This is a genomic window from Candidatus Hydrogenedentota bacterium (assembly GCA_019637335.1).
In the GTDB taxonomy this organism is placed as follows: domain Bacteria; phylum Hydrogenedentota; class Hydrogenedentia; order Hydrogenedentales; family JAEUWI01; genus JAEUWI01.
Genome location: JAHBVV010000005.1, coordinates 186,098 through 207,649, shown reverse-complemented (window position 1 = coordinate 207,649; position 21,552 = coordinate 186,098). Strand labels below are relative to the sequence as shown.

Here is a 21,552-nt window from a genome sequence, read left to right as displayed (position 1 = left end):
AACCGCGCCATGAAATTCGGGTGCCGCGCCATCAAACACCCGGAACGCCGACGCGGAATACCGGATCGGTGGCCGGGCCGGTGACCCGAAGCGGGGCGCTGAAGACTTTGTTGACCATGTTTGCGGCGTCTCCCAGCAGCGGGATTCGGCGAGCAACACCCGTAACCCCTTCCAGAACCTGCACTTCCACCTGGCCATCCGCGCGATCCCCGGGAAAATCGAAGGTCGCGTCCGCCTTGAGGATATACGTGGTGTCGGCCATGGCGTAGGGCGCCAGATGAAAGACTCCTTGCTCAATGTTGATCTCGCCCGTCAGTTCCGTAAAGGTCAGGCCCCGATCACGGAGTTGGGGCACGCGCAGACGAAGCACGTCGGTCGTGCGCAACGCCGTGATCAGCCTGGATGCGAGGCCGGCCTTGCCCAGGGTGCCGTCCCGGGCGTCGAAGGCAATGCGCCCGCTCAGCCCGTGCAGGATTTCCCTGCCCGTTGTGGCGAACGGAAAGGTGAGCGACGCGCTGCCGCTCAGCTGCCCCCGCAAGCCCCGGTCGTTCGCCAGGAACAGCCCTTCCAGCAGGGTGGCGTCGACTTCCGACAGATCAAGCGACACGGACGCGGCCCCCGTATCGCGCGTGTACACCAGCGCGCCCGTACCCGTGCCGCCGCCGTGCCGGAAGGTGACGCCGCGCAGTTCGATGGCCTCCGGGCCTCCCGCCAGGAGCGCGCGCGCATCCAGGACCGATGCATCAACCCAATCGAGCTGATTACTCTGAATTTGGATGGCGCCGGTGAAGGATCGGCCAAAGCTTCGGTCCCCGGCGGCGGGAGGCGGGGCGTCGGCGGATCGAAGCGGACTCCACGCGCGGTAGACCGCCATCAGACCATCGATATCAATTTGCTCCGCGCGGATTTCACCGTGCAGATTCGCGCCGGACCGTTCGATCGCCGCGCGGCCCCGGCTTTCTCCCGCCGCCCACTCGATGGCGGGCGCGTCCCATCCGGCGGCGCGGCGGCGCAGCGCGCCACTCACCGCAACCCGGGTCGTATCGTCGCCCAGCGTGGCGCGCGCGTCCCTCAGGGTCAGATCCATCGCGCCGAAATTCTGCGCGATGTGGCCCTGGACGGTCCCGGAAATCGTCGCATCGCCCGGCATCAGGGGGGCGAGCGCCGCCAGATCGATGGAGAAATTGTCGCTCGCGAGCCCATCCTCGCGGAGTTCAAACGGGGCCGAGGCCGCGCCCAGTTCCGCGCGCCCGTGCGTGAAACGCGGGTTGCCGGAGCCCCACGTCCCTTCCAGCTCGACAGCGGCCGGATAGCCCGCCGTCTTGCGAAACACGCTCCGCGCGAATTCGGACGCCGTGCCGTCCGCCCGCGCAATCAGCCGCCCGCTCTGGGGATCGAGGGTCAGCGTAACCTCCAGATCGCCGCCGCCCGCCGTCTCGAAGACCCCCGGCGCCAGCCACGAAGCCGGCGCCGCCGCGCGGGCGGCCATCGACACGGGCGCGCCCGATGCGCCTTCCGGCGGCGCCGCGGCCTCCCCCTCCAGGCGCAGCGGCCCGGAGGATTCGAAGGTAAGGCGCTTGTTCTCCGGGGTGTATCGTATATCCAGCGGCAGCGGCGTCAAGTACGGCAATAGCGCGTCCGCGGGGCCGCCGCGCCACGCGGGCGCCTGCGCGGGTTGGAGCGTCACGCGGCCCTCCACGACCCCGCTGGCGCGCGCGGCGTTTCCGTCCGCCTCGAAGGGGCCGAAGCGCCCGGAGGCGCCCGCGCCCCGGGCCGACAGCCGGGTCTCGCTCAGCGATATGGTCGCATCCGCCACCGTCACGGTATCCTCGTATCCCGGCGCGTGTACGCGCGCTTCAACCTGGCGCGCGCGGGCTTCGACCCGCAGCGACGCCAGGGCCGGCGGAGAGCCCGCGATCGTACCGGTCAGTTCGGTCGTCTCAATCTCGCCACGGGTAATCGTTATCCGATCCTGAGGGTACAGTGGCTTCCAGATGGGAGACGCCAGGTCGCTGGCCAGGCGGCCGGCGAAGGACCAGCGCCCGGGCTCGGCATCGGGCGTCAACTCGGCGTTCAGCACGCTGCCCGCTCCTTCGATGTCTCCCAACCGCAGCGTTCCCTCCGCCGCCGAGATCGATCCGGAGATCGCGGGTGCGGGCGTCCAGGTCCCGGCGGCCTCGTCCCACGCGGCAATCACGGCCTGGTCGATGGCGGTGTCGAGTTCCAGCATCGCCAGATCCCAGACGCCCTCCGTAATCGTGGCGCGGATCGCCTGTACGCCGACCGCGCCGCTTTCGGCGCGCCAGGCTCCGGCCAGCGCCTCGGGCAGCGGAAACGCCGGATCGAGCCGGATCTCCCCATTCAAATCCACCGCGATAATATCCGCCGCGTAATCAATATCCACCGTGCCGGACGCGCTCACCTGCGGACTGGCCGCCTCCACCACCGTGATGCGCCCGCCCGCGATCGTTGCCGATCCGTTCAACGACGGCAGGACCATGCCGGCGCCCGCGTGGAGATCCACCCCTTCGACGCGGATCGCGCCCTCCGGCATGACGAATCCCGCGCCTTGGTCGCCCATCTTCACGCCCGTGAGGACGCCCCGGGAGCGCACGCCGGAATTGTCCCGGAACGGGATGGCCGGAAAGCGCGCCGTGAGCCAGCCGATGCCGCTGTCGCGGATTTCGCCTTCCCTGATTTCCAGGGACCATCCGCCGCCAGCCGGTATGTGCAACGAGGCATTGGCGGCAAGCGGATCGGTATCGATCTGGAATCGGGAGAAGCGCAAGTCCCCTTCATCCCGCCGCGCGGTGATCGCGAATGCGCCCAGGAGATCGGGATCCCCGGAAAGCGCGATCGTCCCCTCCGCTTCCACATCCAGCGCGCCCTCGCGGAACTGGCTGAAGCTGATCCCGGCGTCCAGCACTACGGGCGGCAGCGCGGGATCCCCCGTGAGTTGCTTCAGCGGCAGGCCCGCCACGGTGGCGTCGCCGTACACGCTCCGGTTCCCGCGCGCGGAAATCGTAAACTCGCCCCGGGCCTCGGGCGCGCCGGGGATGGAATCGGCCCGGCCCTCGAACGTGAAGATCGGCGATCCGCCCGTCACCTTCGTTACGTGGAGTTCGCCGGTGGCCCAGGCCCGCCCGCCACGGTAGATCGTCGCGCCCCGGGCGTGAATGGCCTCCAGCGTCACCTTTCCTCCGCCGCCATCGCGGGGCGGACGGGGCTCCCGGAGGGCCGCCAGGTACTCGGACCAGCGCCCCAGAAATTCGGCGGAGTCCTCCGGCAGCCGCACTTCCAGGTCGCGCAGGGTGACGGCGTGCAGTTCGAGGCGGCCCCGAACCAGGGCGCGGAGGCTCGCGGTAACCGCCACCGACGGCGCCCGCGCAAGGAAATCGCCCTCGCCCAGCGCCACGTTCTCGACCACCAGCCGCGGCGAGGGCAGAACCTGAAGATCCATATCCTCGAATTCGAGCGGAAGGCGCAGAAGCTGCTCCAGTTCCGTGTCGATAGTCGCGCGATACCGTTCAATATCGATGTAGTGCTCGGCGATCTTCCAGGCCCCGGCCACGAGGAGCAGCGGAGCCAGGATCAGGAGTAGGCGTCTCCTCCTGCGCCGGCGGCGGGAAGACGGGGATGAATTCGTTGAATTGCCTGCCATATTGGCCCTATTTTAACAGGGATCCGCCCGGAGGCGGTAAATGCGCCCGGGCAAATACATTTAGACTCTGTTTACAAGAGAGTCGCCATACAAACCGCGGAGAGCGCTGCGGAAGGTTCGCGCTGGAGCGTTGGCGTTTCGCCCGAGGCGAATGCCGGACCTTGCCAGAGATGCCGGCGCTCCCACACGCTCGCTTTCCGTGATTCAAGGCTCCAAATAGACTCACGGTTACGCCCTCGCGCCACGGCCGGATTTCAATGCGACTATCCGGTAGAAGCGGCCCGCACAATCCCCCTCGCCGAAGATAGACGGCCCCCGCCGCGGGTTTATTCACCCGGGTACGTAAGCTCCCACTGGCGGCGAAGTTCGTCCATCGTGCTCATGATTTCCCGGGTGCGGCGGTGCGGCATCGCGGGGCACTCCAGCAGGCCGGCGTCGAGGCATTCCATGACCTCGCGGATTTCGTATTCGAAGCCAAGGCTCTCGTGCGGTTTCTCAAAGCATACCGCTTCGCGATCGCTGTCCGGCGCGGGGATCAGCGTCACCTTTTCGGGCTGCCAGAACGGGCTGTGGATCTGGATCATGCCGGTTTCGCCGTATATGAACGCGTCCCAATTGGTGACCGTGCGGATGGCGCTCGACAGCACCGCCAGCTTCCCGCCCAGGTATTTGAGAACGAACGCGGCCTGCTCGTCCACGCCGCGATCGCTCAGGTGCGCCGCGCCGCAGACACTCGCGGGCGCGTCCTGAAAGGCAATGGAGGCGATGGTGATCGGGTAGATGCCCACGTCCAGCAGGCTGCCGCCGCCCAGCGCCGGATCCCAGAGGCGGCCGCGATCGGCGTAGTCCATCCGGAAGCCAAAGCTCGCCTGCACCATCCGCGGCTCGCCGATGGCCCCGCCGGCGATCCACTGTTCCGCCTGCCGTATGGCCGGGAAGAAGCGGGTCCACATCCCTTCCATGAGAAAGCGCCGGGCTTCGCCCGCGGCCGCAAACACCTCCTCGGCCTCGGCCATGTTCAGCGTGAAGGGCTTTTCGCAAAGCACGGCCTTGCCCCCGCGCAGGCACTGGATCGCGTTTTCCTTGTGCAGGGCGTGCGGCGTGGCGATATACACCACGTCCACATCCGGATCGTTCGCGAGCGCCTCGTACGAGGCGTGCCGCACCGGCGCCCGGAAGCGGTTCCCGAAGGTTTCGGCGCTCTCCCGGCTGCGCGATCCGACCGCGTGCAGCTGGGCGTTTTCACACACGCCGAGGCAGGTGGCGAACTTTGCGGCGATATTCCCCGTGCCGAGGATACCCCAGCGATACGTCTTGGCCATGCGTGGCTCCTGGTTGTCCCGGCCAGGCATCTGCCCCCGGGCTATTCTTCGATCGGATAGCGGAGGCCCCACTGTAACCGGATATGGTCCATCGTCTCCAGAATTTCCAGCGTGGTCTGGTGGGGCATCGTCGCGCTTTCCAGGGCGCCCGCCCGCAGGCAACGGTGCACTTCCTGCGCCTCGTACTCGTATCCGTTGCACGGGTGCGGAAATTCGCGCGTGACCGTGTCCTGGCCGGGCCGCTCCAGGCTTACCATCTCCGCGTTCCAGAAGGTCCCGTGCAGCGTGATCAGGCCGTCCGTGCCCATGATATAACCGTCGTAGGGCGTCTTCGTCTGAATCGCGCTGCCCAGCAGGGCCAGGCCCCCGCCATCGTAGCCCAGCACGAAGGCCGCCTGCTCATCCACGCCGCCCCGGCCAATCGTCGCCAGGCCGCGAATTTGCGTGGGGTTTCCGCCGAAGGCGAAGTGCGCGAGCGTAATGGGGTAGATCCCCACGTCGAGCAGGCTGCCGCCGCCGAGCGCGAGATCAAAGAGCGGGGCCGCGTCGTGGCGGAACCCGAAATTCGCCTGCACCATGCGCACCGCGCCGATCGCGCCCTCGTCGATCCACGCGCGCGCCTGCTGGACCGCCGGAATGAAGCGCGTCCACATCGCCTCCATGATGAACACGCCCTTTTCGCGCGCCAACGCCAGCACCACCTCCGCCTGGGCGCGGTTGATCGTGAAGGGCTTCTCGCACAATACCGCCTTGCCGTGCTCGATGCACAGGATCGCGTTGTCGTGGTGGAGCGAGTTCAGCGTCGCGATATACACCACATCCACGTCGGGATCCGCCGCCAGCGCTTCGTAGGTCCCGTGGCGGTTGGGAATGCCGTGGGCATCGGCGAACCGGTCCGCGCTCTCCCGCGAACGCGATCCGACGGCCTGGAGGACGGCATCGTCGAGCGAAGCGAGCGCGGTTGCGAAGGTATTCGCGATGGCGCCCGTGCCGAGGATTCCCCAGCGGATAGGTTGATCGGTCATGGTGTCTCCCGGGTGGGGGGTATGGCGGCGGGGACGGCCTGCGCGCCGTGAAGCATTGCAGGGACGTCAGGGACAGCAGAGACGGCAGGGACTTTCGTCGTCGCGGGCCCTTTGCCGCCTTGAGTCTCGTTGGTCCTTCTGTGTCCCATGACTGTCGCCCGCGCCCGCTTTCAGCCCTTCGGATCCAGGTTTTTCGCCAGGTCGTCCTCCGTCACCACCGATTCCACGCCGCCCTCCGGCACGTCCATCCCGGTTATCCAGACCAGCGCGTTCAGCACCGCCTTGCGGAAATTGTCGTCGCCCCAGTTCTTATGGAAGTGGCCGCCGGTAAAGCCGACACCCCGCCCGCCATCGGGGCGCTCCACCGCCCACATCATGGTTTCGGGCTCCCCCTTCTCGGCCTGGATGTGTTCGTAGGGGCCCTTCGGATAGACATACGGGCCATCGCGTACCTCGTCCGGCGGCGTCGCCACCAGCAATTCCGCCACGCCGCTCATGTCCTCGCGGAAGCGCATGTTCATGTACCACTCGTCGCGGATCTGGAAGCCCCGCACACCCTTCGCGATGGGGTGATCGGGCAGGTTGGCGTAGTCCGGGCTCCACATGGGGTTGCAGGAAAACGCGGTCTCGTAATAGCCTCCGATCCAGCGCTTGAACTCCGCGCCGCCGTTCTCGGCGGGGACCTCCACGCCGTAGTGCGCGCACATCAGGCCCACGCCCTGATCCATGAGGTTGCCCAGGAATTCGAGACGACCCGGCTGCACCGCGGGATGCCGCGCGCCCCCGTCCATGTACAGCAGGATGCCGTCGACGCCCTCGAATTTGGATTCGTCTTCCGGCCAGCCATTGAGCTGCACGACGACCTCCAGGTTTTCCACGGATTCCAGGCATTGCGCCAGCAACAGCACGCCGGCGTTGAACTCGTGCTCGCCCGGCCCATGGCTCGGCGTCCCCGCCATGAGCAGGAGCTTCTTCGGGCCTTCCGCGGGGGCAGGGGTGAGAAAACCAGCCGCCAGCGCCAGGCCGACCAGATTGAAAGCGACGGTTCGAAACATAATTGCTACTCCTTTATTTCGGGTCCGGTCAGGCCCTGCAAGAAGAAGGGGACACGGTAAGCACGTCGGCAAGACCCATCCCTCTGCTGAGCGCATATTGGATAACTCGGGGCCGGTTGGAGATTATACTACGGTTCGTGACCATTGGCTTCAACTTGCAGAGGTGATGCAATGTGGGTAGAACGCAAGATTCCCAGTGCTGGGCTTGGGCATGGGATCTGGGTGGCGCATGCGATTGCTCTATTGGCGCTGGGACCCGGATCTCAGGCGCGTGCAGAGTATGAGGTCTTGCCTGGCATAACCACGGACCGCGTCGTGCTTGGGAAGCCCTACCAGCTGCTGGGCAACCGCATCGTATTCACCAACTGGTACTACATCCAACCGGGCGACCTGGACTGGCGCGACGACACGGGAAATAGCGTATACGTAGAAGGAGATTCCGACCTGTGGGGCGCTCAACATGTCGGTATACATCCGCCGCGCGGTATCACGATTCGCGCGCGGAAGCCTCAGGTCATCGGGCCACTTGACATGCCCTATCGCATGATACTCAAGGACGGCGACGTCTACAAGGGCTGGACGTCGTCGGAGTACTACGAGTCGACGGACGGTCTCCAATGGGAGAAGAAGGCGGACCTGGTTCTGGACCCACTGCACGAGGACGGTGTCCTGCACATCTTCATTGACCCGATCGCGCCGGCCGAAGAGCGGTTTAAGGCGGTCTGGACCGGACACCTGACCCGCGCGCAGTTTGATGCCTTCCGCGAGAAGCGGCCGGACGGCTGGGAGCCCAAAGCCGTTTTCCTCCTGGGCGAACAGGACAAGGTAAGCTGCCTCCGCGCCAGCGTATCGCCGGATGGGATTGCCTGGACCACATTGCCCGAGCCGCTTGTGGTGGAATACTGCGACACGCTGAACACGGCCTACTACGATGTCCAGCGAAAGAAGTATGTTATTTACACGCGCTTCTGGTCCGTGGGGCCAGCCGCCGGGGACTGGCCGGTGGATATTCGCGGGAACTGGACCGGCGTGGGCCGCCGGGCCATCGGAAGGACTGAATCGGACAATTTCCGCGAGTTTCCACCCTCGACGATGATTCTGGAGCCGTCGCCGGACATGCTGCCGTCGGAACAGTTGTATACGAACAGCTATACGACGGTGCCAGGCGCGCCGGACCAGCACCTGATGTTTCCCACCCTCTGGAACGCGTCCATCGACGACACGACGCGAATCACCATGGCCTCGAGCCACGATGGACGGGTCTGGCACTGGGTTCCCGGCGGAAACCTGCTTGAAACGCGGCCCTTTGGACAGTGGGACGGGGGCTGTATCTGGGGAATGCCGGACCTCGTGGAATTGGGGAATGGCGACTGGGGCCTCCCCTACCTCGGACACAACGTTTCACACAAGTACCCGCGTGGTATCCGTTCGGGCGGGGTGGGCTACGCCGTGTGGCCGAAGGGGCGGATGGTGGCACTAGAGGCCGGTGGTGAAGGCTGCTTCACGATGATCCCGATTATTCCACCGGGAAAGACGATCAAGCTCAACGCCGTGACAAAACGCACCGGATGGATTAAGGTGGAGGTGCTCGGAAGCGAAGGACGTACTTTCGAGCATTGCGATCCGGTTATCGGCGACCGGCACTGGACACCCATAAGCTGGGGCGGCGAAACCGAAGCAATTCACAAACTGGAGGAACCGGTGACCTTGACGTTCAAACTGTACCAGGCGGCGCTGTACGGTATCGAATTCGAGTGATGCGGAGGCCACCCACGCGCTAGGTCAGTCTCTCCGCGCCGTCATTGCCGGGCGCCCGGTGTTTCCGTAGTCACTCCCCAACTCGCATTCCGCCAGCCTGCTCCGCTATGATCGCTCCAGTGAGCCCAATCCCGGGCCCCGCCCCATTCCCCTGCCCGCCCCGGGAGAACCCGACCATGTTTTCCGCACTGACCCGATCCATCCAGAGCAAGCCCGGCCGTACCGAGATCCAGGCGAATATTTTCGCCGGGCTCACGGTGGGCGTGGTGGCGCTGCCCCTGTCGATGGGGCTGGCCATCGCCAGCGGGGTCGCGCCGCAGCACGGGCTCTACACCGCCGTCGTCGCGGGAATTGTGATCGCCCTGACCGGCGGCTCCAAGGTGAACATCTCCGGACCGACCGCCGCGTTTGTCGTCATATTACTGCCGATTGTCCAGCAATACGGCATCGGCGGCCTCCTGTGCGCGGGTTTCCTGGCGGGATGCATCCTGGTGGGCATGGGGCTGCTCCGGCTCGGCGGCCTGATCCAGATCGTGCCCTACCCCGTCACCGTGGGCTTCACCGCGGGTATCGGCGTGGTGATCGCCACCCTGCAGGTGAAGGATTTTCTAGGCCTCCCCGTGACTGCGACCGGCAACGACTTCATCGAGCATGTCGCCATCATGGTGCGGGCGCTCCCCGAGGCCAACGCGCGGGAAGCTGGCGTGGGCGCGCTGACCCTGGCCGTGATTCTCGTGTGGATGCGCCTTCGCACGCGCTTTCCCTACCACCTGGCGGGCATCCTCGCCGGTTCCGTCGCCGCCTTCCTGGCCTCCCGGTACATCGAGGGCTTCGAAGTCGCCACCATCGGATCGCAGTTCCACTATGAACTCAACGGCGTCGCGGGCAGCGGGATTCCGCCCGTGCTTCCGGGTTTCGCGCTCCCGTGGACCCTGCCCGGCGGCGACGGCGCGCCGGTGGGCCTCAGCTATGCGCTGCTGCGCAATCTGATCGGGCCCGCCTTCGCTATCGCCATGCTCGCCGCCCTGGAGTCGCTCCTGTGCGCCGTGGTGGCCGATGGCATGTCGGGCAAGCGCCACGACCCGAACGACGAGCTAATAGGCCAGGGCCTGGGCAACATGATCGTGCCCTTTTTCGGCGGGATCCCGGCCACCGCCGCGATCGCGCGAACCGCCGCGAACGTCCGCGCCGGAGCCACCATACCGCTGGCGTCCGTCGTGCACGCGCTGTTTATTCTGCTGTCGATTCTGGTGCTCGCGCCGCTGCTGGCCTATGTGCCCATGGCGTCCATCGCCGCGTTGCTGCTGGTCGTTGCGTGGAACATGAGCGAGGCGCGCCATTTCGCGCGGATTTTGAAGGTGGCGCCGGGCCGCGACATCTTCACCTTATTGAATTGCTTCGGGATGACCGTGCTCTTCGACATGCAAATCGCCATCGCCGTGGGCATGGGCCTGGCCGCCGTCCTCTTCGTGCGGCGCAGCATCGAACTCACGGGCGTCGAACTGATCGAACACGCCCACAACGAGCACCCGCGCTCGCGCGAATTGCCCTCCAGCGTACTGGTCTACGATATCAACGGCGCGATGTTCTTCGGCTCCGCGCAAAAGGCCCTCCGCGCGCTCACCAGCGTGCCCGGGGATGTGGAAGCCGTCATCCTCGAAATGTCGGACGTGAACATGCTCGACATGACCGGCATGGTCGCGCTGGAATCCATCCTGGCGCACTTCCGGAAATCCGGCATCCGCGCCGTGATCAACGACCTCGACCCCGCGCTTATTCGCAAGCTGGATAAGGCCGGTATCCGGGAAGAAGCGGGCTTCCTCCGCTTCACCCAGTCCATGGACGAAGCCGTCGACGCCGCGCTGGCGGGGTAGGGGGAACTGCTTCTGGCTGGCAATTCAGCGCAGATCCGGAGCAATCAGCCCCAAACCAGCCAGTGGCTGCTCTGAAATTTCAAAGGGAGCCGCGGGTGCCACCCTCAAGCTCTGCGGCTCCGCCGCAAAGGCTTGTGGGTGCGAGACGTCAGAAGAGCGCCAACAGTCAGGAGCAGTATTTCATCCTTAACGAGTAACGCGAAGCGTCATGAAAGGCTGTACCCCCAAAAGTCGATTTCTCCGGGTACAGTCCCCCGCGATTCGAAGGTGGTATCTTGCGCTTGCGCGGCTGGGCGCAAACCGTCGCGGGCTCCAGTCCCCGTCATTCCAGGAGTCAGCTGGAAAGTCGCTCTTTCAAATGCTTCAGGCAATCCATGCGTTCATGCAGGATGGCAACAACCTGGTTGGGCTTTCCCCGCAGGAAGAATACATTGTGAGGTTCGCAACGTGCCATGTAGAGTTCTGGAATTTCGTCGATACGCCTGCACTGGATATCGTTATTGCCGATGCGAGTTAGACAGTCGGAAAGTTTCTCGGTGTACTTCGTGGCATGTGGCTTGCCCCAGTTCTCCACGCTACGCCGGAGTATATTCCTGATATCTTCCCTGGCCGATGGCGTGAGTCTGTATCGCCCCATTCCCTAAACACCCATCTCCTCGAACAATTCCTTCGCAATGTCCTCCACGGACTGGTCAGAAAAATTGCCCGATCGGGCTTCCTCCACACGAGACGACAGCAGAGCCACCATATCTCGTTTCTGTTCGGCCAGGCTGCGTTGAAGAAGCGCCGTTTCCAGTAGATATTCCCCAACGGAAAGACCTGACGCTCTCGCAAGTTCCTCAAGGGTAGAGAGTTGGTCTGTTGTCACTTCAATTTGAATCTGGCTCATAAAATGCGAGACTCCTTTTCAACAGGATGACACAGTTGTCAGGAACTGTCAACGGAGATAGTCATTCCATCTTGAACACATACGCATGGCGGCACGGGGCCTCGTCCACCCCCAGCGCGGGCGGCTGGATCGTGATGCTCGGGCCGCTCTGCATAAACGCGACCGGCTTGTCGTAACCCAGCAACGACACCCGGCTGACCGCCCGCTCCAGCGGGATGGAAAGCGCCTCGCCCGGCCATTGCAGGCAAATCGCGTAGACCGCGCCATCCTTTTCCGTGAACCGGACCCCCTCCACCGTCGGCGCATTCGCCAGCGCGCGCGTGCCGTAGATGGCTTCGCCGTTGACCGCGAGCCATTCGCCCATCTCCAGCAGGCGCTCTTCCATGATCTCCGGGATCCGCCCGTCCGCCGTCGGGCCGATGTCCAGCAGCAGGTTCCCGCCGCGGCTTACGTTGTCGATGAGCAGGTGCAGCAGTTCCGCCGTGCTCCGGTAGTTCTCCGCGCGCTCGTTGCGGTTGTAGCCGAAAGAACGGCCCATGCCCTGGCATTCCTCGAAGCGTTGTTCCTGAATCAGCTTGCCCTCGGGCAGGTGGCCGTATTCCGGCGTCGCGAAGCCGCCGTGCACGTTGCGGCACTCCTTGCCCCAGCGGTCGTTGATGGCGATGTCCTCCGGCGCGTCGCTCTCGTTGAAGAGCCACGCCAGGAACTCCGTGCTGCGCCAGGTGCTGCTCGGGTGGCTCCATTCGCCGTCGGGCCAGAAGATATCGGGCTTGTACCGCTGCACCAGGTCCTTCATCTGCGGCAGCATGTACGTGTCCACATAGCGGTCGACGTCCGACTGGTAGAGCGGGTTGAACCACTCGTAGAGCGAGTAATAGAAGCCCATCTTGAGCCCCGCCTCGCGCACGGCCCCGGTCAGGTCGCCCGCCAGATCGCGGTGCGGCCCGATATCCATGCTGTTCCAGTTCCAGTTCGTGGGGTCGGGCCAGAGCGAGAAGCCTTCGTGGTGCTTCGACGTGAGCACGACGTATTTCGCGCCGGACCGGTTGAAGACATCCGCCCAGTCCGCCGGTTCGAAGAGCTCCGCCTTAAACTGCGGCGCGAAGTCCTGGTAGCGGAAATTCGGCCCGTACGTCGCCTCGTGAAAGGCCTTCGTCTGCCCGTCGCCCTGGATCAGATCGTGCCAGTACCACTCGGAATAGCGTTCCTTCGGGCCCCAGGCGGGCACGGAATAGACGCCCCAGTGGATGAAGATGCCAAACTTGGCGTCGGTGAACCACGCGGGGTTGGGCCGCTGGTCGAGCGATTCCCACGTGGGCTCGTAGGGCTGGGCAAACTGGGCCGCGTGGGCCAGGGCGATCAAGAGTACAGGTGTCATGGCGCGAAACCTTTCCGGGGTAAATGGCAACCGGCTTCCGACAGGCCCGCGAACCGGAAAACCTCGTTTACAACGATTCGATTCGCTATGATACTCCTTTCAACCCCTGAATCCCAGTGATTGGAGTCTGCCCTGCATGAAAGCCGTTATATTCGCCGCCGGCAAGTCAACCCGAACCTATCCCCTCACCCTGACGCGCCCGAAGCCGCTCCTGCCGATCGCGAACAAGCCGATCGGCGCGCACCAGATCGAGGCGCTGCCGGGCGTCGTGGACACGGTGATCATGGTCGTCGGCTACCGCGAGGAAATGATCCGGGACTACTTTGGCGCCGAGTACCGTGGCCGGAGAATCGAATACGTCACCCAGACCGAACAGAAGGGCACCGGGCACGCCCTGCTCCAATGCGCCTCCCGCATTGACGCGCCGTTCATGGCCTTCAACGGCGACGACCTCTACGCGGCGGACGATTTCGAGGCACTCTCGCGGCAGGATCAGGCCGCGCTCGTGAAAACGGTCGCCGATCCGCGCCTGTACGGGATCTACGAGGTGGCGGAGGGCAACCGCGTTGTGCGGCTCGTCGAAAAGCCCAAAGAAGTCTTCTCCAACCTGGCCAATATCGGCGCCTACAAGTTTACCCCGGAAATCTTCGATATCCTGGAGCACACGCCCCTTTCGGAGCGCGGCGAAATCGAGATCACCAGCGCGATCCAGACCCTGGCCGACCGGGGCGACTTCCGCGCCGTGACCGCCGAGCGCTACTGGCTCCCCATCGGGTACGCCTGGGACCTGCTCGACGCCAACCTCTACATGCTGGAGAACCACATGCCCAGCGAGATCCACGGCGAAGTCAGCCCGGCGGCGCACGTCCACGGCCCGCTCTACGTGGGCAAGGGCAGCACCGTCCTGCCCGGCGTCTATATCGAGGGGCCCGTCATGATCGGCGAGGGCTGCCGCGTCGGCCCGAACTGCTACCTCCGCCCGGGCACCGTCCTCGGCCGCGGCTGCAAGGTAGGCCAGGGCTGCGAAGTGAAGAACAGCATACTCATGGACGGGGCCGCCGTCCCGCACCTGAGCTACGTGGGCGACAGCGTCGTCGGAGAAAAGGCCAACCTCGGCTGCGGCACCGTCACCGCGAACTACCGGCACGACGGCAAGAACCACCGCAGCCGCATCAAGGACGAGCTCGTCGACACCGGCCGCCGCAAGCTGGGCGCGATCATCGGGGACGGCGTCCACACGGGCATTCATACGTCGATCTACCCGGGCCGCAAGCTCTGGCCGCACGCGAGCACCCTGCCGGGGGCCATCGTGCGGGACGACGTGCTGGAGTAGCCGAAACCGGCCCCGCCAGGCCGCCAGGCCGCCTCCTTTCATGGTTGCATATCGCCCCCGGCTTGTATGGGCGCGCGGGGGTATGGCATAATCGTCCCGTTTTGGCATCGAGTCGGCATCCCTGGGCCGGCCGCCAGTCCAGGTGCGGCGTCCCTCTCGTACGCGCTTCATCGACCAGAAGTACAGCAGACCTCCAACGGGAACGTCCTTATGGCCAAGTACAAATTCATGAAGGGCCTTGATCTACCTATTACCGGGGCTCCGGTGCAGGTGGTGGAAGCCGGTCCGACACCGGGACGGGCCGCTATTGTGGCCGCCGATTACGTGGGCATGAAGCCCGGTTTTCTCGTGCAGCAAGGCGACACGGTGAAGCGCGGCCAGGCGCTCTTCGAGGACAAGAAGACGCCCGGCGTGGTGCACACCGCGCCCGCGGCGGGCAAGATCATAGCGATTAACCGGGGCGATCGCCGCGCGCTGCTGTCGGTCGTGATCGAACTGAACGAGAACGAGCGCGGCGGCAAGACCGGTGAAGACGATCGCGTGGCCTTTGACGCGTACCGGGGCGGCGACACGGCCAGCTACGACCGCGACGCGATGCGCGCGCTGCTCGTGGAGTCGGGCCTGTGGACGGTCTTGCGCACCCGGCCCTTCAGCCGCACGCCGAAGCTGGACACCGAACCCTACGCCATTTTCGTTACGGCGATGGACAGCAACCCCCTGGCGCCGGACACCGACGTGATCGCCAAAGGACGCCAGGCCGACCTGGACGCCGGGATGCGCGCGCTGGCGAAGCTTACGAGCGGGAAGGTGCATTTCTGCCGCTCGTCGGCCGCGCGGCTGCGCCCGGGCAGGGAGCCGAATGTCGAGGTGCACGAGTTCGAGGGGCCGCATCCGGCGGGCACGGCTGGCCTTCACATCCACGCCATCGCGCCGGTCAGCCACCACCGGACGGTGTGGCACATCGGCCTGCAGGACGTGCTGGCCATCGGCCACCTGATCCGGACGGGCGAGCTGGATGTGGCGCGGATTGTGGCCCTGGGCGGGCCCGCCGTGACGCGCCCGCGCCTCCTGCGGACGCGGATCGGCGCCTCGGTTGACGATCTCGCGCGCGGCGAGCTGGCGGACGGCGAAAACCGCTTGATTTCGGGATCCGTGCTCTCCGGACGGGCCGCCATGGGCGAAGTGCACGGGTATCTGGGCCGCTTTCACCAGCAGGTTAGCGTACTGGCGGAAGATCGCGAGCGCGTGTTCCTGGGCTGGCTGGATCCGGGCATCGAGAGGTTTTCGGTGACGTCGGCCTACCTGTCGAGCCTGATCCCGGAAAAGAAGTTCGACTTTGGAACCTCCACGAACGGCGGGGAGCGCGCCATGGTGCCTATTGGCAGCTACGAGCGCGTGATGCCCTTCGACCTGCTGCCCACCTTCCTCCTTCGCGCGCTTATCGTGGACGATATCGAGGACGCCGAGGCGCTCGGATGCCTGGAGCTGGACGAGGAAGATCTTGCGCTGTGCACCTTTGTGTGCCCGAGCAAGTACGACTACGGCCCAATTCTCCGCCGAAACCTCACCACCATCGAAAAAGAAGGGTAACCGAGGCGGTCCGACTATGAAATTCCTTCGCGAGCTACACGATAAATTCGAACCCCTCTTCCACAAGGGCGGTAAGCTGGAAAAGCTCTACCCGATGTACGAGGCCCACGACACGCTCCTGTTCACGCCGGGGCAGGTGACGCGCGGCGCCTCGCACGTTCGGGACACGCTGGACCTCAAGCGCCTGATGGTGACGGTGGTTTTTGCGCTGATCCCGTGCATTCTCGTGGCCATGTACAACACCGGGTACCAGGCGAATATCGCGCTGGCGGACGGGGCCTCGGCCGAAAGCTGGCGCGGCTGGGTGATGGACGTGCTCGGCTTCGGCTACAGCGCGACCAACCCGCTGGCCTGCGTCTTTCACGGGGCGCTGTATTACCTTCCCGTTCTCCTCGTTACCTTCATCGTGGGCGGCCACATCGAAGTGGCGTTTGCCATCATCCGGCGCCACGAGGTCAACGAGGGCTTTCTGGTCACGGGGATGCTCTTCCCCCTGATTCTCCCGCCCACGATCCCGCTCTGGCAGGTTGCGCTCGGCATCTCCTTCGGCGTGATTCTGGGCAAGGAAGTCTTCGGCGGCACGGGGATGAATATCTTCAATCCCGCGCTCATGGCGCGGGCCTTCCTGTTCTTCGCGTACCCCGCGCAGATTTCGGGCGACAAGGTCTGGACCGCGGTTACCGAGGCCAACCAGATCGACGGCTACAGCGGCGCGACGGCGCTGGGCCGCATCGCGGGCAGCCTGGACCCGAGCGCGCCGGACGCCTGGCGATCCGCGCTGGACGGCATGGGGGTCAGCTGGCTGGACGCGTTCCTGGGCACGATCCCGGGTTCGATGGGCGAAACCTCCGCGCTGGCGTGCCTCCTTGGAGCGGCCCTGCTCATATTGACGGGCATCGGGTCTTGGCGCATCATGGCCGGCGGCGTGATCGGCAGCCTGGCGATCACCCTGCTGCTCAACGCGGTGGGTTCCGAGACGAACGCGCTCATGAACGTGCCGTTCCACTGGCAGGTGGTGCTGGGCGGCTGGGCCTTCGGGCTGGTCTTCATGGCGACGGACCCCGTGTCGGCGCCGTACACGGATCGCGGCCGCTTCATTTACGGCATCTTCATAGGGATCTTCGCGATCCTGATCCGCGTGGTGAACCCGGCCTATCCGGAAGGCATGATGCTGGCCATCCTCTTTATGAACATGTTCTCCCCGCTCCTGGACTGGATGGCGAAGCGCTCCAACATCAAGAGAAGGTTGGCACGATATGCAGCAGTTTAGTACGAAGTATACCTACGGGTTTACGCTCGCCCTGTGCCTGGGGTGCTCGGTTCTGCTGGCCACGGCCGCCGTGGTGCTCAAGGAGCGGCAGGTCATCAACCAGACCCTGGATAAGCAGAAGAGCGTCTTGCAGGCGGCCAATCTGGTGAAGCCGGGCGAATCGCTGAGCGCCGAGGTAATCCGCGAAAAATTCCAGTCCATCACCCCGCTGATTGTTGACCTCAAGGCGGACACCGTCGCCGAAGACGTCGACCCCGCGAATTTTGACCCGGACAGCGTGCCCCTGATGACGCCGTCGCCCAATATGGCCCAGATCAAGGCCATCCCCGAGAAGGTCCAGATTTACGAGGTCATGAAGGACGGCAAGGTGGACATGCTTGTGCTCCCGATCGAGGGCAAGGGCCTGTGGGGCACGCTGTACGGCTACCTGGCGCTCGGCGCGGACACGAACACGATCCGCGGGATTACGTACTACGATCACAAGGAAACGCCGGGCCTTGGCGGCGAAGTGGACAACCCGAAGTGGAAGAACCGCTGGCCCGGGCGCAAAGCGTATGACGAGGACGGCGACGTGGCCATCCACGTGATCAAGGGCGCGGCCGGCCCCGCGGCGGAGGATCCGCACAGCATTGACGGCCTGAGCGGCGCGACGATCACGAGCCGCGGCGTGACGCATATGCTTGAATTCTGGCTGGGTGAGGAAGGTTTTGGCCCCTGGCTGAAGACCTTCCGCGAACATCGGAGCGGTTGATCATGCAATTCGGTAAGAAAGAACGCGAGACCGTACTCGACCCCCTGTTCAACAACAACCCGATCGCGCTCCAGGTGCTGGGCATCTGCTCGGCGCTGGCCGTGACGACGAAGATGGAAACGTCGTTCGTGATGTGCCTGGCGGTGATCGCGGTCACGACGTGCTCGTCGCTTGTGGTGAGCCTGCTGCGCAACAACATCCCGCCTTCGATCCGCATCATCGTGCAGCTGTCGGTTATCGCGACCTTCGTGATCCTGACGGACCAGATCCTGAAGGCCTACGTGTACGACATCAGCAAGCAGCTTTCGGTGTTCGTGGGCCTCATCATCACGAACTGCATCGTGATGGGCCGCGCCGAAGGCTACGCCATGCAGAACGGCCCCTACATGAGCGCGCTGGACGGCTTCGGCAACGGCGTGGGCTACAGCATCGTGCTGATGGTGGTGGCATTTTTTCGCGAGCTGTTCGGTTCGGGGACGCTTTTCGGGGTCATGCTGCTGCGCCCGGACACGGACGGCGGCTGGTACACGACGAACGGCCTCATGGTGCTTGCGCCCGGCGCGTTCTTCCTGATCGCGTTCTTCATCTGGGCGGTCCGCACGTGGAAGCCCGAGCAAATCGAGGAGAGTTGAGCCATGATTGAGCACCACCTCAGTATTTTTACAACCTCCGCGTTCATCGAGAACATGGCCCTGGCGTTTTTCCTGGGCATGTGCACCTTCCTCGGCTGCTCGAAGAAGGTGGACGCCGCGTTCGGCCTGGGCTGCGCGGTGGTTTTCGTGCTCGGCATTACGGTGCCGCTGAACAACCTCATCTACCAGCTTTTTCTGGCGCCCGGCGCGATGGCGTGGTTGAGCGGGTCCCTGGCCGATGTTGACCTCAGCTTTCTTTCCTTCCTGACTTTCATCGGATCGATCGCGGCGATGGTGCAGATTGTGGAAATGGTGCTGGACAAGTACGTTCCGACGCTGTACGCGTCGCTGGGTATTTTCCTGCCGCTGATCGCGGTGAACTGCGCGATTCTTGGCGCGTCGCTGTTCATGGTGGAGCGCGGCTACACCTTTGGCGAGAGCGTGACTTTCGGGCTGGGATCCGGCGTGGGCTGGCTGCTCGCCATCACGGCGCTGGCGGCGATCCGCGAGAAGATGAAGTACAGCAACGTGCCGGCGGGCCTGCGCGGCCTGGGCGTTACTTTCCTGGTGACCGGGCTGATGGCCATCGGCTTCATGGCCTTCTCGGGCATCCAGCTCTAAGGGCCGGGCGCGGCCCCGGGATGGCGGTGGAGGCGGCGGGGCGCCGCGAAGTTTCTTGTAGTTGTTCAGGCCTTCAACGGGATCAGGCACGAAGGAGATTTCCCGATGACAACCATTTTTATGGGCGTGGTGATGTTCTGCGCCGTCATTCTCGGGCTGGTCGCGGTGGTGCTCGCCGCGAAATCCAAGCTCGTGGCGTCGGGCGACGTGACCATCACGATAAACGGGGACCCCGAGAAGGCCATCACCACCGCGGCGGGCGGCACCCTGCTCAACACCCTCGCCCAGAACAAGATTTTCATCCCCTCCGCCTGCGGCGGCAAGGGCAGCTGCGGCGTCTGCAAGGTCAACGTCAAGGATGGCGGCGGATCGCTTCTCACCACGGAAGAGAACTGGATCAGCCGCGGCGAAGCGAAGGAGGGCTGCCGCCTCTCCTGCCAGGTGAAGGTCAAGAACAACCTCTCGATCGAGATCCCCGCCGAAGTCTTCGACGTTAAGAAGTGGAAGTGCAAGGTGCGCAGCAACGACAACGTGGCCACGTTCATCAAGGAGCTCGTGCTCGAGCTTCCCGAGGGCGAGAGCGTGCCGTTCCGCGCCGGCGGCTACATCCAGATCGAATGCCCGCCCCACGAGGTCCACTACAAGGATTTCGACATCGGCGAGGAATACCGCCCCGACTGGGACAAGTACAACCTCTGGCAGTATGTGTCCAAGGTGGACGAACCCGTCACCCGCGCCTACTCCATGGCGAACTACCCGGAAGAGTGGGGCGTGATCATGCTCAACGTGCGCGTCGCCACGCCGCCGCCGCGGAGCGAGGGTATTCCTCCGGGCATCATGTCCTCCTACATCTTCAGCCTGAAGCCGGGCGATGAAGTGACCATTTCCGGGCCCTTCGGCGAGTTCTTCGCGAAGGAAACCAAGCGCGAGATGTGCTTTGTGGGCGGCGGCGCCGGCATGGCTCCGATGCGCTCGCACATCTTCGACCAGTTCCGCCGGGTCCACACCGACCGGAAGGTCACCTTCTGGTATGGCGCGCGGAGCAAGCGCGAGATGTTCTACGAGGACGACTTCGACACGATCCAGGCGGAGAACCCGAACTTCAAGTGGTACACGGCGCTTTCCGAGCCGCTTCCCGAGGACAACTGGACCGGCCACACCGGGTTCATTCACCAGGTCCTGCTGGAGAACTACCTGAAGGAACACCCGGCGCCGGAGGACATCGAATACTACCTCTGCGGCCCGCCGATGATGCTTGCGGCAGTCACGAATATGCTGCACGACCTGGGCGTCGAAGACGACATGATCGCCTACGACGACTTCGGCTGAACCCGTGTCCCGCCCCCGACCAATCGCTTTCAAGAGCGCGGCCCTCGCCGCGCTCTTGTGCTGTCTGGCGGCCGGCTGCACGCGCCGCCCGCCCGTTCCGGACACCACCGTGCTTTCCGGCGCGATTATGGGCACGACCTACCATGTGAAGGTCGTGGGCGAGTTGGATCCCGCCGCGACCAATTCCGCGGCTGCGGCGGTGGACGCCGCCCTGCAACGGGTGGACGGCCTGATGTCGACCTACAAGCCGGATTCGGAAATCTCGCGCTTGAATCAGCACGGCGCCGGAGAGCCCTTTCCCCTGTCGGAGGAAACCTTCGCGGTAATCGCGCTGGCGGTGGAAGTTGGCGCGAAATCGGGCGGGGCCTTTGACATCACCGTGGGGCCGCTGGTGAACGCGTGGGGCTTTGGCCCGGAAGCGGGCCGGGATCCGCCGCCCGAGGAGATCGCGCGGCTGCGCGCGCTGACCGGGCCGGACAAGCTGGCGCTCGACGCCGAGGCCAAAACGGTCACCAAGGCGGAGGCCGGCGTGTATTGCGATCTTTCCGCGATCGCCAAAGGCTACGCCGTGGACCGGGCGGCCGCGGCGCTCGACGCCCTCGGCCACGCCAACTACATGGTCGAGGTCGGCGGCGAGGTCCGCGCGGCGGGGCGCAACGCCAATGGCGTGCCCTGGCGGATCGCGATCGAGAAGCCGCGCGACTACGAGCGGGCCGTGCAGGAGGTCGTGGCGCTCGACGGGGTCTCGCTGGCGACATCCGGGGACTACCGAAACTTCTACGAATCCGGCGGGCGCCGCGTATCCCACACGATCGACCCGAAAACCGGGCAGCCGGTGAACCACGCCCTGGCCTCCGCCAGCGTGATTCACGAGGAATGCGCGCTTGCGGACGCCTACGCCACCGCGCTGATGGCGCTCGGCCCCGACGCCGGCGAGGCCTTTGCGCGGGCGCATGACCTCGCGGTATTGTTTATAGTTCACGGCGAGGGCGACGAACTGCTTGTTCGCGAGACGCCCGCCTTCGCCCCGTATGTGGTGGCGCGCCCGAGCGCCCCCTGACGCC

General features: G+C 64.9%; 17 protein-coding genes. 10 read left to right on the top strand and 7 right to left on the bottom strand.

Annotated features, from left to right (window positions below):
• Nucleotides 1-31: 31 nt before the first annotated feature.
• The 4 genes from KF886_08740 to KF886_08725 all read right to left on the bottom strand — a co-directional run bounded on the left by KF886_08740 (nucleotide 32) and on the right by KF886_08725 (nucleotide 7,063).
• On the bottom strand, nucleotides 32-3,661 hold the full coding sequence (locus tag KF886_08740; GenBank protein MBX3177433.1) for a hypothetical protein: 3,630 nt from the start codon (nucleotides 3,659-3,661) through the stop codon (nucleotides 32-34).
• A 326-nt stretch (nucleotides 3,662-3,987) separates the two neighbouring features.
• Nucleotides 3,988-4,983 carry a Gfo/Idh/MocA family oxidoreductase gene (locus KF886_08735; protein ID MBX3177432.1) on the bottom strand — a complete coding sequence of 332 codons (996 nt, stop codon included), beginning with the start codon at nucleotides 4,981-4,983 and terminating at the stop codon, nucleotides 3,988-3,990.
• Nucleotides 4,984-5,024: 41 nt separating this feature from the next.
• Nucleotides 5,025-6,008: a Gfo/Idh/MocA family oxidoreductase gene (locus KF886_08730; GenBank protein ID MBX3177431.1), complete on the bottom strand. Its 984-nt coding sequence runs from the start codon at nucleotides 6,006-6,008 to the stop codon at nucleotides 5,025-5,027.
• 170 nt (nucleotides 6,009-6,178) lie between these two features.
• The gene (locus KF886_08725; protein ID MBX3177430.1) at nucleotides 6,179-7,063 is read right to left on the bottom strand and encodes a ThuA domain-containing protein; all 885 of its coding nucleotides are present in this window, start codon (nucleotides 7,061-7,063) and stop codon (nucleotides 6,179-6,181) included.
• A gap of 288 nt (nucleotides 7,064-7,351) precedes the next feature.
• On the opposite strand from KF886_08725, the gene KF886_08720 reads away from it, so the two are divergent.
• Nucleotides 7,352-8,821, top strand: a complete 1,470-nt coding sequence (locus tag KF886_08720; protein MBX3177429.1) for a hypothetical protein — start codon at nucleotides 7,352-7,354, stop codon at nucleotides 8,819-8,821.
• A 176-nt stretch (nucleotides 8,822-8,997) separates the two neighbouring features.
• Complete coding sequence (gene dauA / locus KF886_08715; protein ID MBX3177428.1) at nucleotides 8,998-10,695, top strand: C4-dicarboxylic acid transporter DauA; 1,698 nt, start codon at nucleotides 8,998-9,000, stop codon at nucleotides 10,693-10,695.
• Nucleotides 10,696-11,029: 334 nt separating this feature from the next.
• Here the strand turns inward: dauA and KF886_08710 are convergent, their stop codons facing one another.
• The 3 genes from KF886_08710 to KF886_08700 all read right to left on the bottom strand — a co-directional run bounded on the left by KF886_08710 (nucleotide 11,030) and on the right by KF886_08700 (nucleotide 12,962).
• The gene (locus tag KF886_08710) at nucleotides 11,030-11,332 is read right to left on the bottom strand and encodes a type II toxin-antitoxin system RelE/ParE family toxin (protein ID MBX3177427.1); all 303 of its coding nucleotides are present in this window, start codon (nucleotides 11,330-11,332) and stop codon (nucleotides 11,030-11,032) included.
• 3 nt (nucleotides 11,333-11,335) lie between these two features.
• Nucleotides 11,336-11,584 (bottom strand): hypothetical protein, encoded by a 249-nt coding sequence (locus tag KF886_08705; protein ID MBX3177426.1) that lies wholly within the window; start codon nucleotides 11,582-11,584, stop codon nucleotides 11,336-11,338.
• A 61-nt stretch (nucleotides 11,585-11,645) separates the two neighbouring features.
• Nucleotides 11,646-12,962, bottom strand: coding sequence for an alpha-L-fucosidase (locus tag KF886_08700; GenBank protein ID MBX3177425.1), 1,317 nt, complete (start codon nucleotides 12,960-12,962; stop codon nucleotides 11,646-11,648).
• Nucleotides 12,963-13,098: 136 nt separating this feature from the next.
• Here KF886_08700 and KF886_08695 point away from each other — a divergent pair, with 136 nt between their 5' ends.
• The 8 genes from KF886_08695 to KF886_08660 all read left to right on the top strand — a co-directional run bounded on the left by KF886_08695 (nucleotide 13,099) and on the right by KF886_08660 (nucleotide 21,548).
• The gene (locus tag KF886_08695; GenBank protein ID MBX3177424.1) at nucleotides 13,099-14,295 is read left to right on the top strand and encodes an NTP transferase domain-containing protein; all 1,197 of its coding nucleotides are present in this window, start codon (nucleotides 13,099-13,101) and stop codon (nucleotides 14,293-14,295) included.
• 210 nt (nucleotides 14,296-14,505) lie between these two features.
• On the top strand, nucleotides 14,506-15,885 hold the full coding sequence (locus tag KF886_08690; protein ID MBX3177423.1) for a Na(+)-translocating NADH-quinone reductase subunit A: 1,380 nt from the start codon (nucleotides 14,506-14,508) through the stop codon (nucleotides 15,883-15,885).
• Nucleotides 15,886-15,901: 16 nt separating this feature from the next.
• A complete protein-coding gene (locus tag KF886_08685) occupies nucleotides 15,902-17,155 on the top strand; it encodes an NADH:ubiquinone reductase (Na(+)-transporting) subunit B (GenBank protein MBX3177422.1) in 1,254 nt (417 codons plus the stop codon).
• On the top strand, nucleotides 17,142-17,906 hold the full coding sequence (locus KF886_08680) for a Na(+)-translocating NADH-quinone reductase subunit C (protein MBX3177421.1): 765 nt from the start codon (nucleotides 17,142-17,144) through the stop codon (nucleotides 17,904-17,906). Before KF886_08685 ends, KF886_08680 begins: the two co-directional genes overlap by 14 nt.
• Before the next feature lie 2 nt (nucleotides 17,907-17,908).
• On the top strand, nucleotides 17,909-18,538 hold the full coding sequence (locus KF886_08675; protein MBX3177420.1) for an NADH:ubiquinone reductase (Na(+)-transporting) subunit D: 630 nt from the start codon (nucleotides 17,909-17,911) through the stop codon (nucleotides 18,536-18,538).
• 6 nt (nucleotides 18,539-18,544) lie between these two features.
• Complete coding sequence (gene nqrE / locus KF886_08670; GenBank protein MBX3177419.1) at nucleotides 18,545-19,159, top strand: NADH:ubiquinone reductase (Na(+)-transporting) subunit E; 615 nt, start codon at nucleotides 18,545-18,547, stop codon at nucleotides 19,157-19,159.
• Nucleotides 19,160-19,264: 105 nt separating this feature from the next.
• Entirely contained in the window at nucleotides 19,265-20,488 is a 1,224-nt protein-coding gene (nqrF, locus tag KF886_08665) for an NADH:ubiquinone reductase (Na(+)-transporting) subunit F (GenBank protein MBX3177418.1), read from the top strand.
• A gap of 4 nt (nucleotides 20,489-20,492) precedes the next feature.
• Entirely contained in the window at nucleotides 20,493-21,548 is a 1,056-nt protein-coding gene (locus KF886_08660; GenBank protein MBX3177417.1) for an FAD:protein FMN transferase, read from the top strand.
• Nucleotides 21,549-21,552: the final 4 nt, after the last annotated feature.

Coding starts and splice junctions, on each gene's coding strand:
- KF886_08680 (MBX3177421.1), top strand. CDS start 17,142: ATGCAGCAGTTTAGTACGAAGTATACCTACGGGTTTACGCTCGCCCTG.
- KF886_08725 (MBX3177430.1), bottom strand. CDS start 7,063: ATGTTTCGAACCGTCGCTTTCAATCTGGTCGGCCTGGCGCTGGCGGCT.
- KF886_08690 (MBX3177423.1), top strand. CDS start 14,506: ATGGCCAAGTACAAATTCATGAAGGGCCTTGATCTACCTATTACCGGG.
- KF886_08685 (MBX3177422.1), top strand. CDS start 15,902: ATGAAATTCCTTCGCGAGCTACACGATAAATTCGAACCCCTCTTCCAC.
- KF886_08710 (MBX3177427.1), bottom strand. CDS start 11,332: ATGGGGCGATACAGACTCACGCCATCGGCCAGGGAAGATATCAGGAAT.
- KF886_08675 (MBX3177420.1), top strand. CDS start 17,909: ATGCAATTCGGTAAGAAAGAACGCGAGACCGTACTCGACCCCCTGTTC.
- KF886_08730 (MBX3177431.1), bottom strand. CDS start 6,008: ATGACCGATCAACCTATCCGCTGGGGAATCCTCGGCACGGGCGCCATC.
- dauA (MBX3177428.1), top strand. CDS start 8,998: ATGTTTTCCGCACTGACCCGATCCATCCAGAGCAAGCCCGGCCGTACC.
- KF886_08695 (MBX3177424.1), top strand. CDS start 13,099: ATGAAAGCCGTTATATTCGCCGCCGGCAAGTCAACCCGAACCTATCCC.
- KF886_08735 (MBX3177432.1), bottom strand. CDS start 4,983: ATGGCCAAGACGTATCGCTGGGGTATCCTCGGCACGGGGAATATCGCC.
- nqrF (MBX3177418.1), top strand. CDS start 19,265: ATGACAACCATTTTTATGGGCGTGGTGATGTTCTGCGCCGTCATTCTC.
- KF886_08705 (MBX3177426.1), bottom strand. CDS start 11,584: ATGAGCCAGATTCAAATTGAAGTGACAACAGACCAACTCTCTACCCTT.
- KF886_08740 (MBX3177433.1), bottom strand. CDS start 3,661: ATGGCAGGCAATTCAACGAATTCATCCCCGTCTTCCCGCCGCCGGCGC.
- KF886_08700 (MBX3177425.1), bottom strand. CDS start 12,962: ATGACACCTGTACTCTTGATCGCCCTGGCCCACGCGGCCCAGTTTGCC.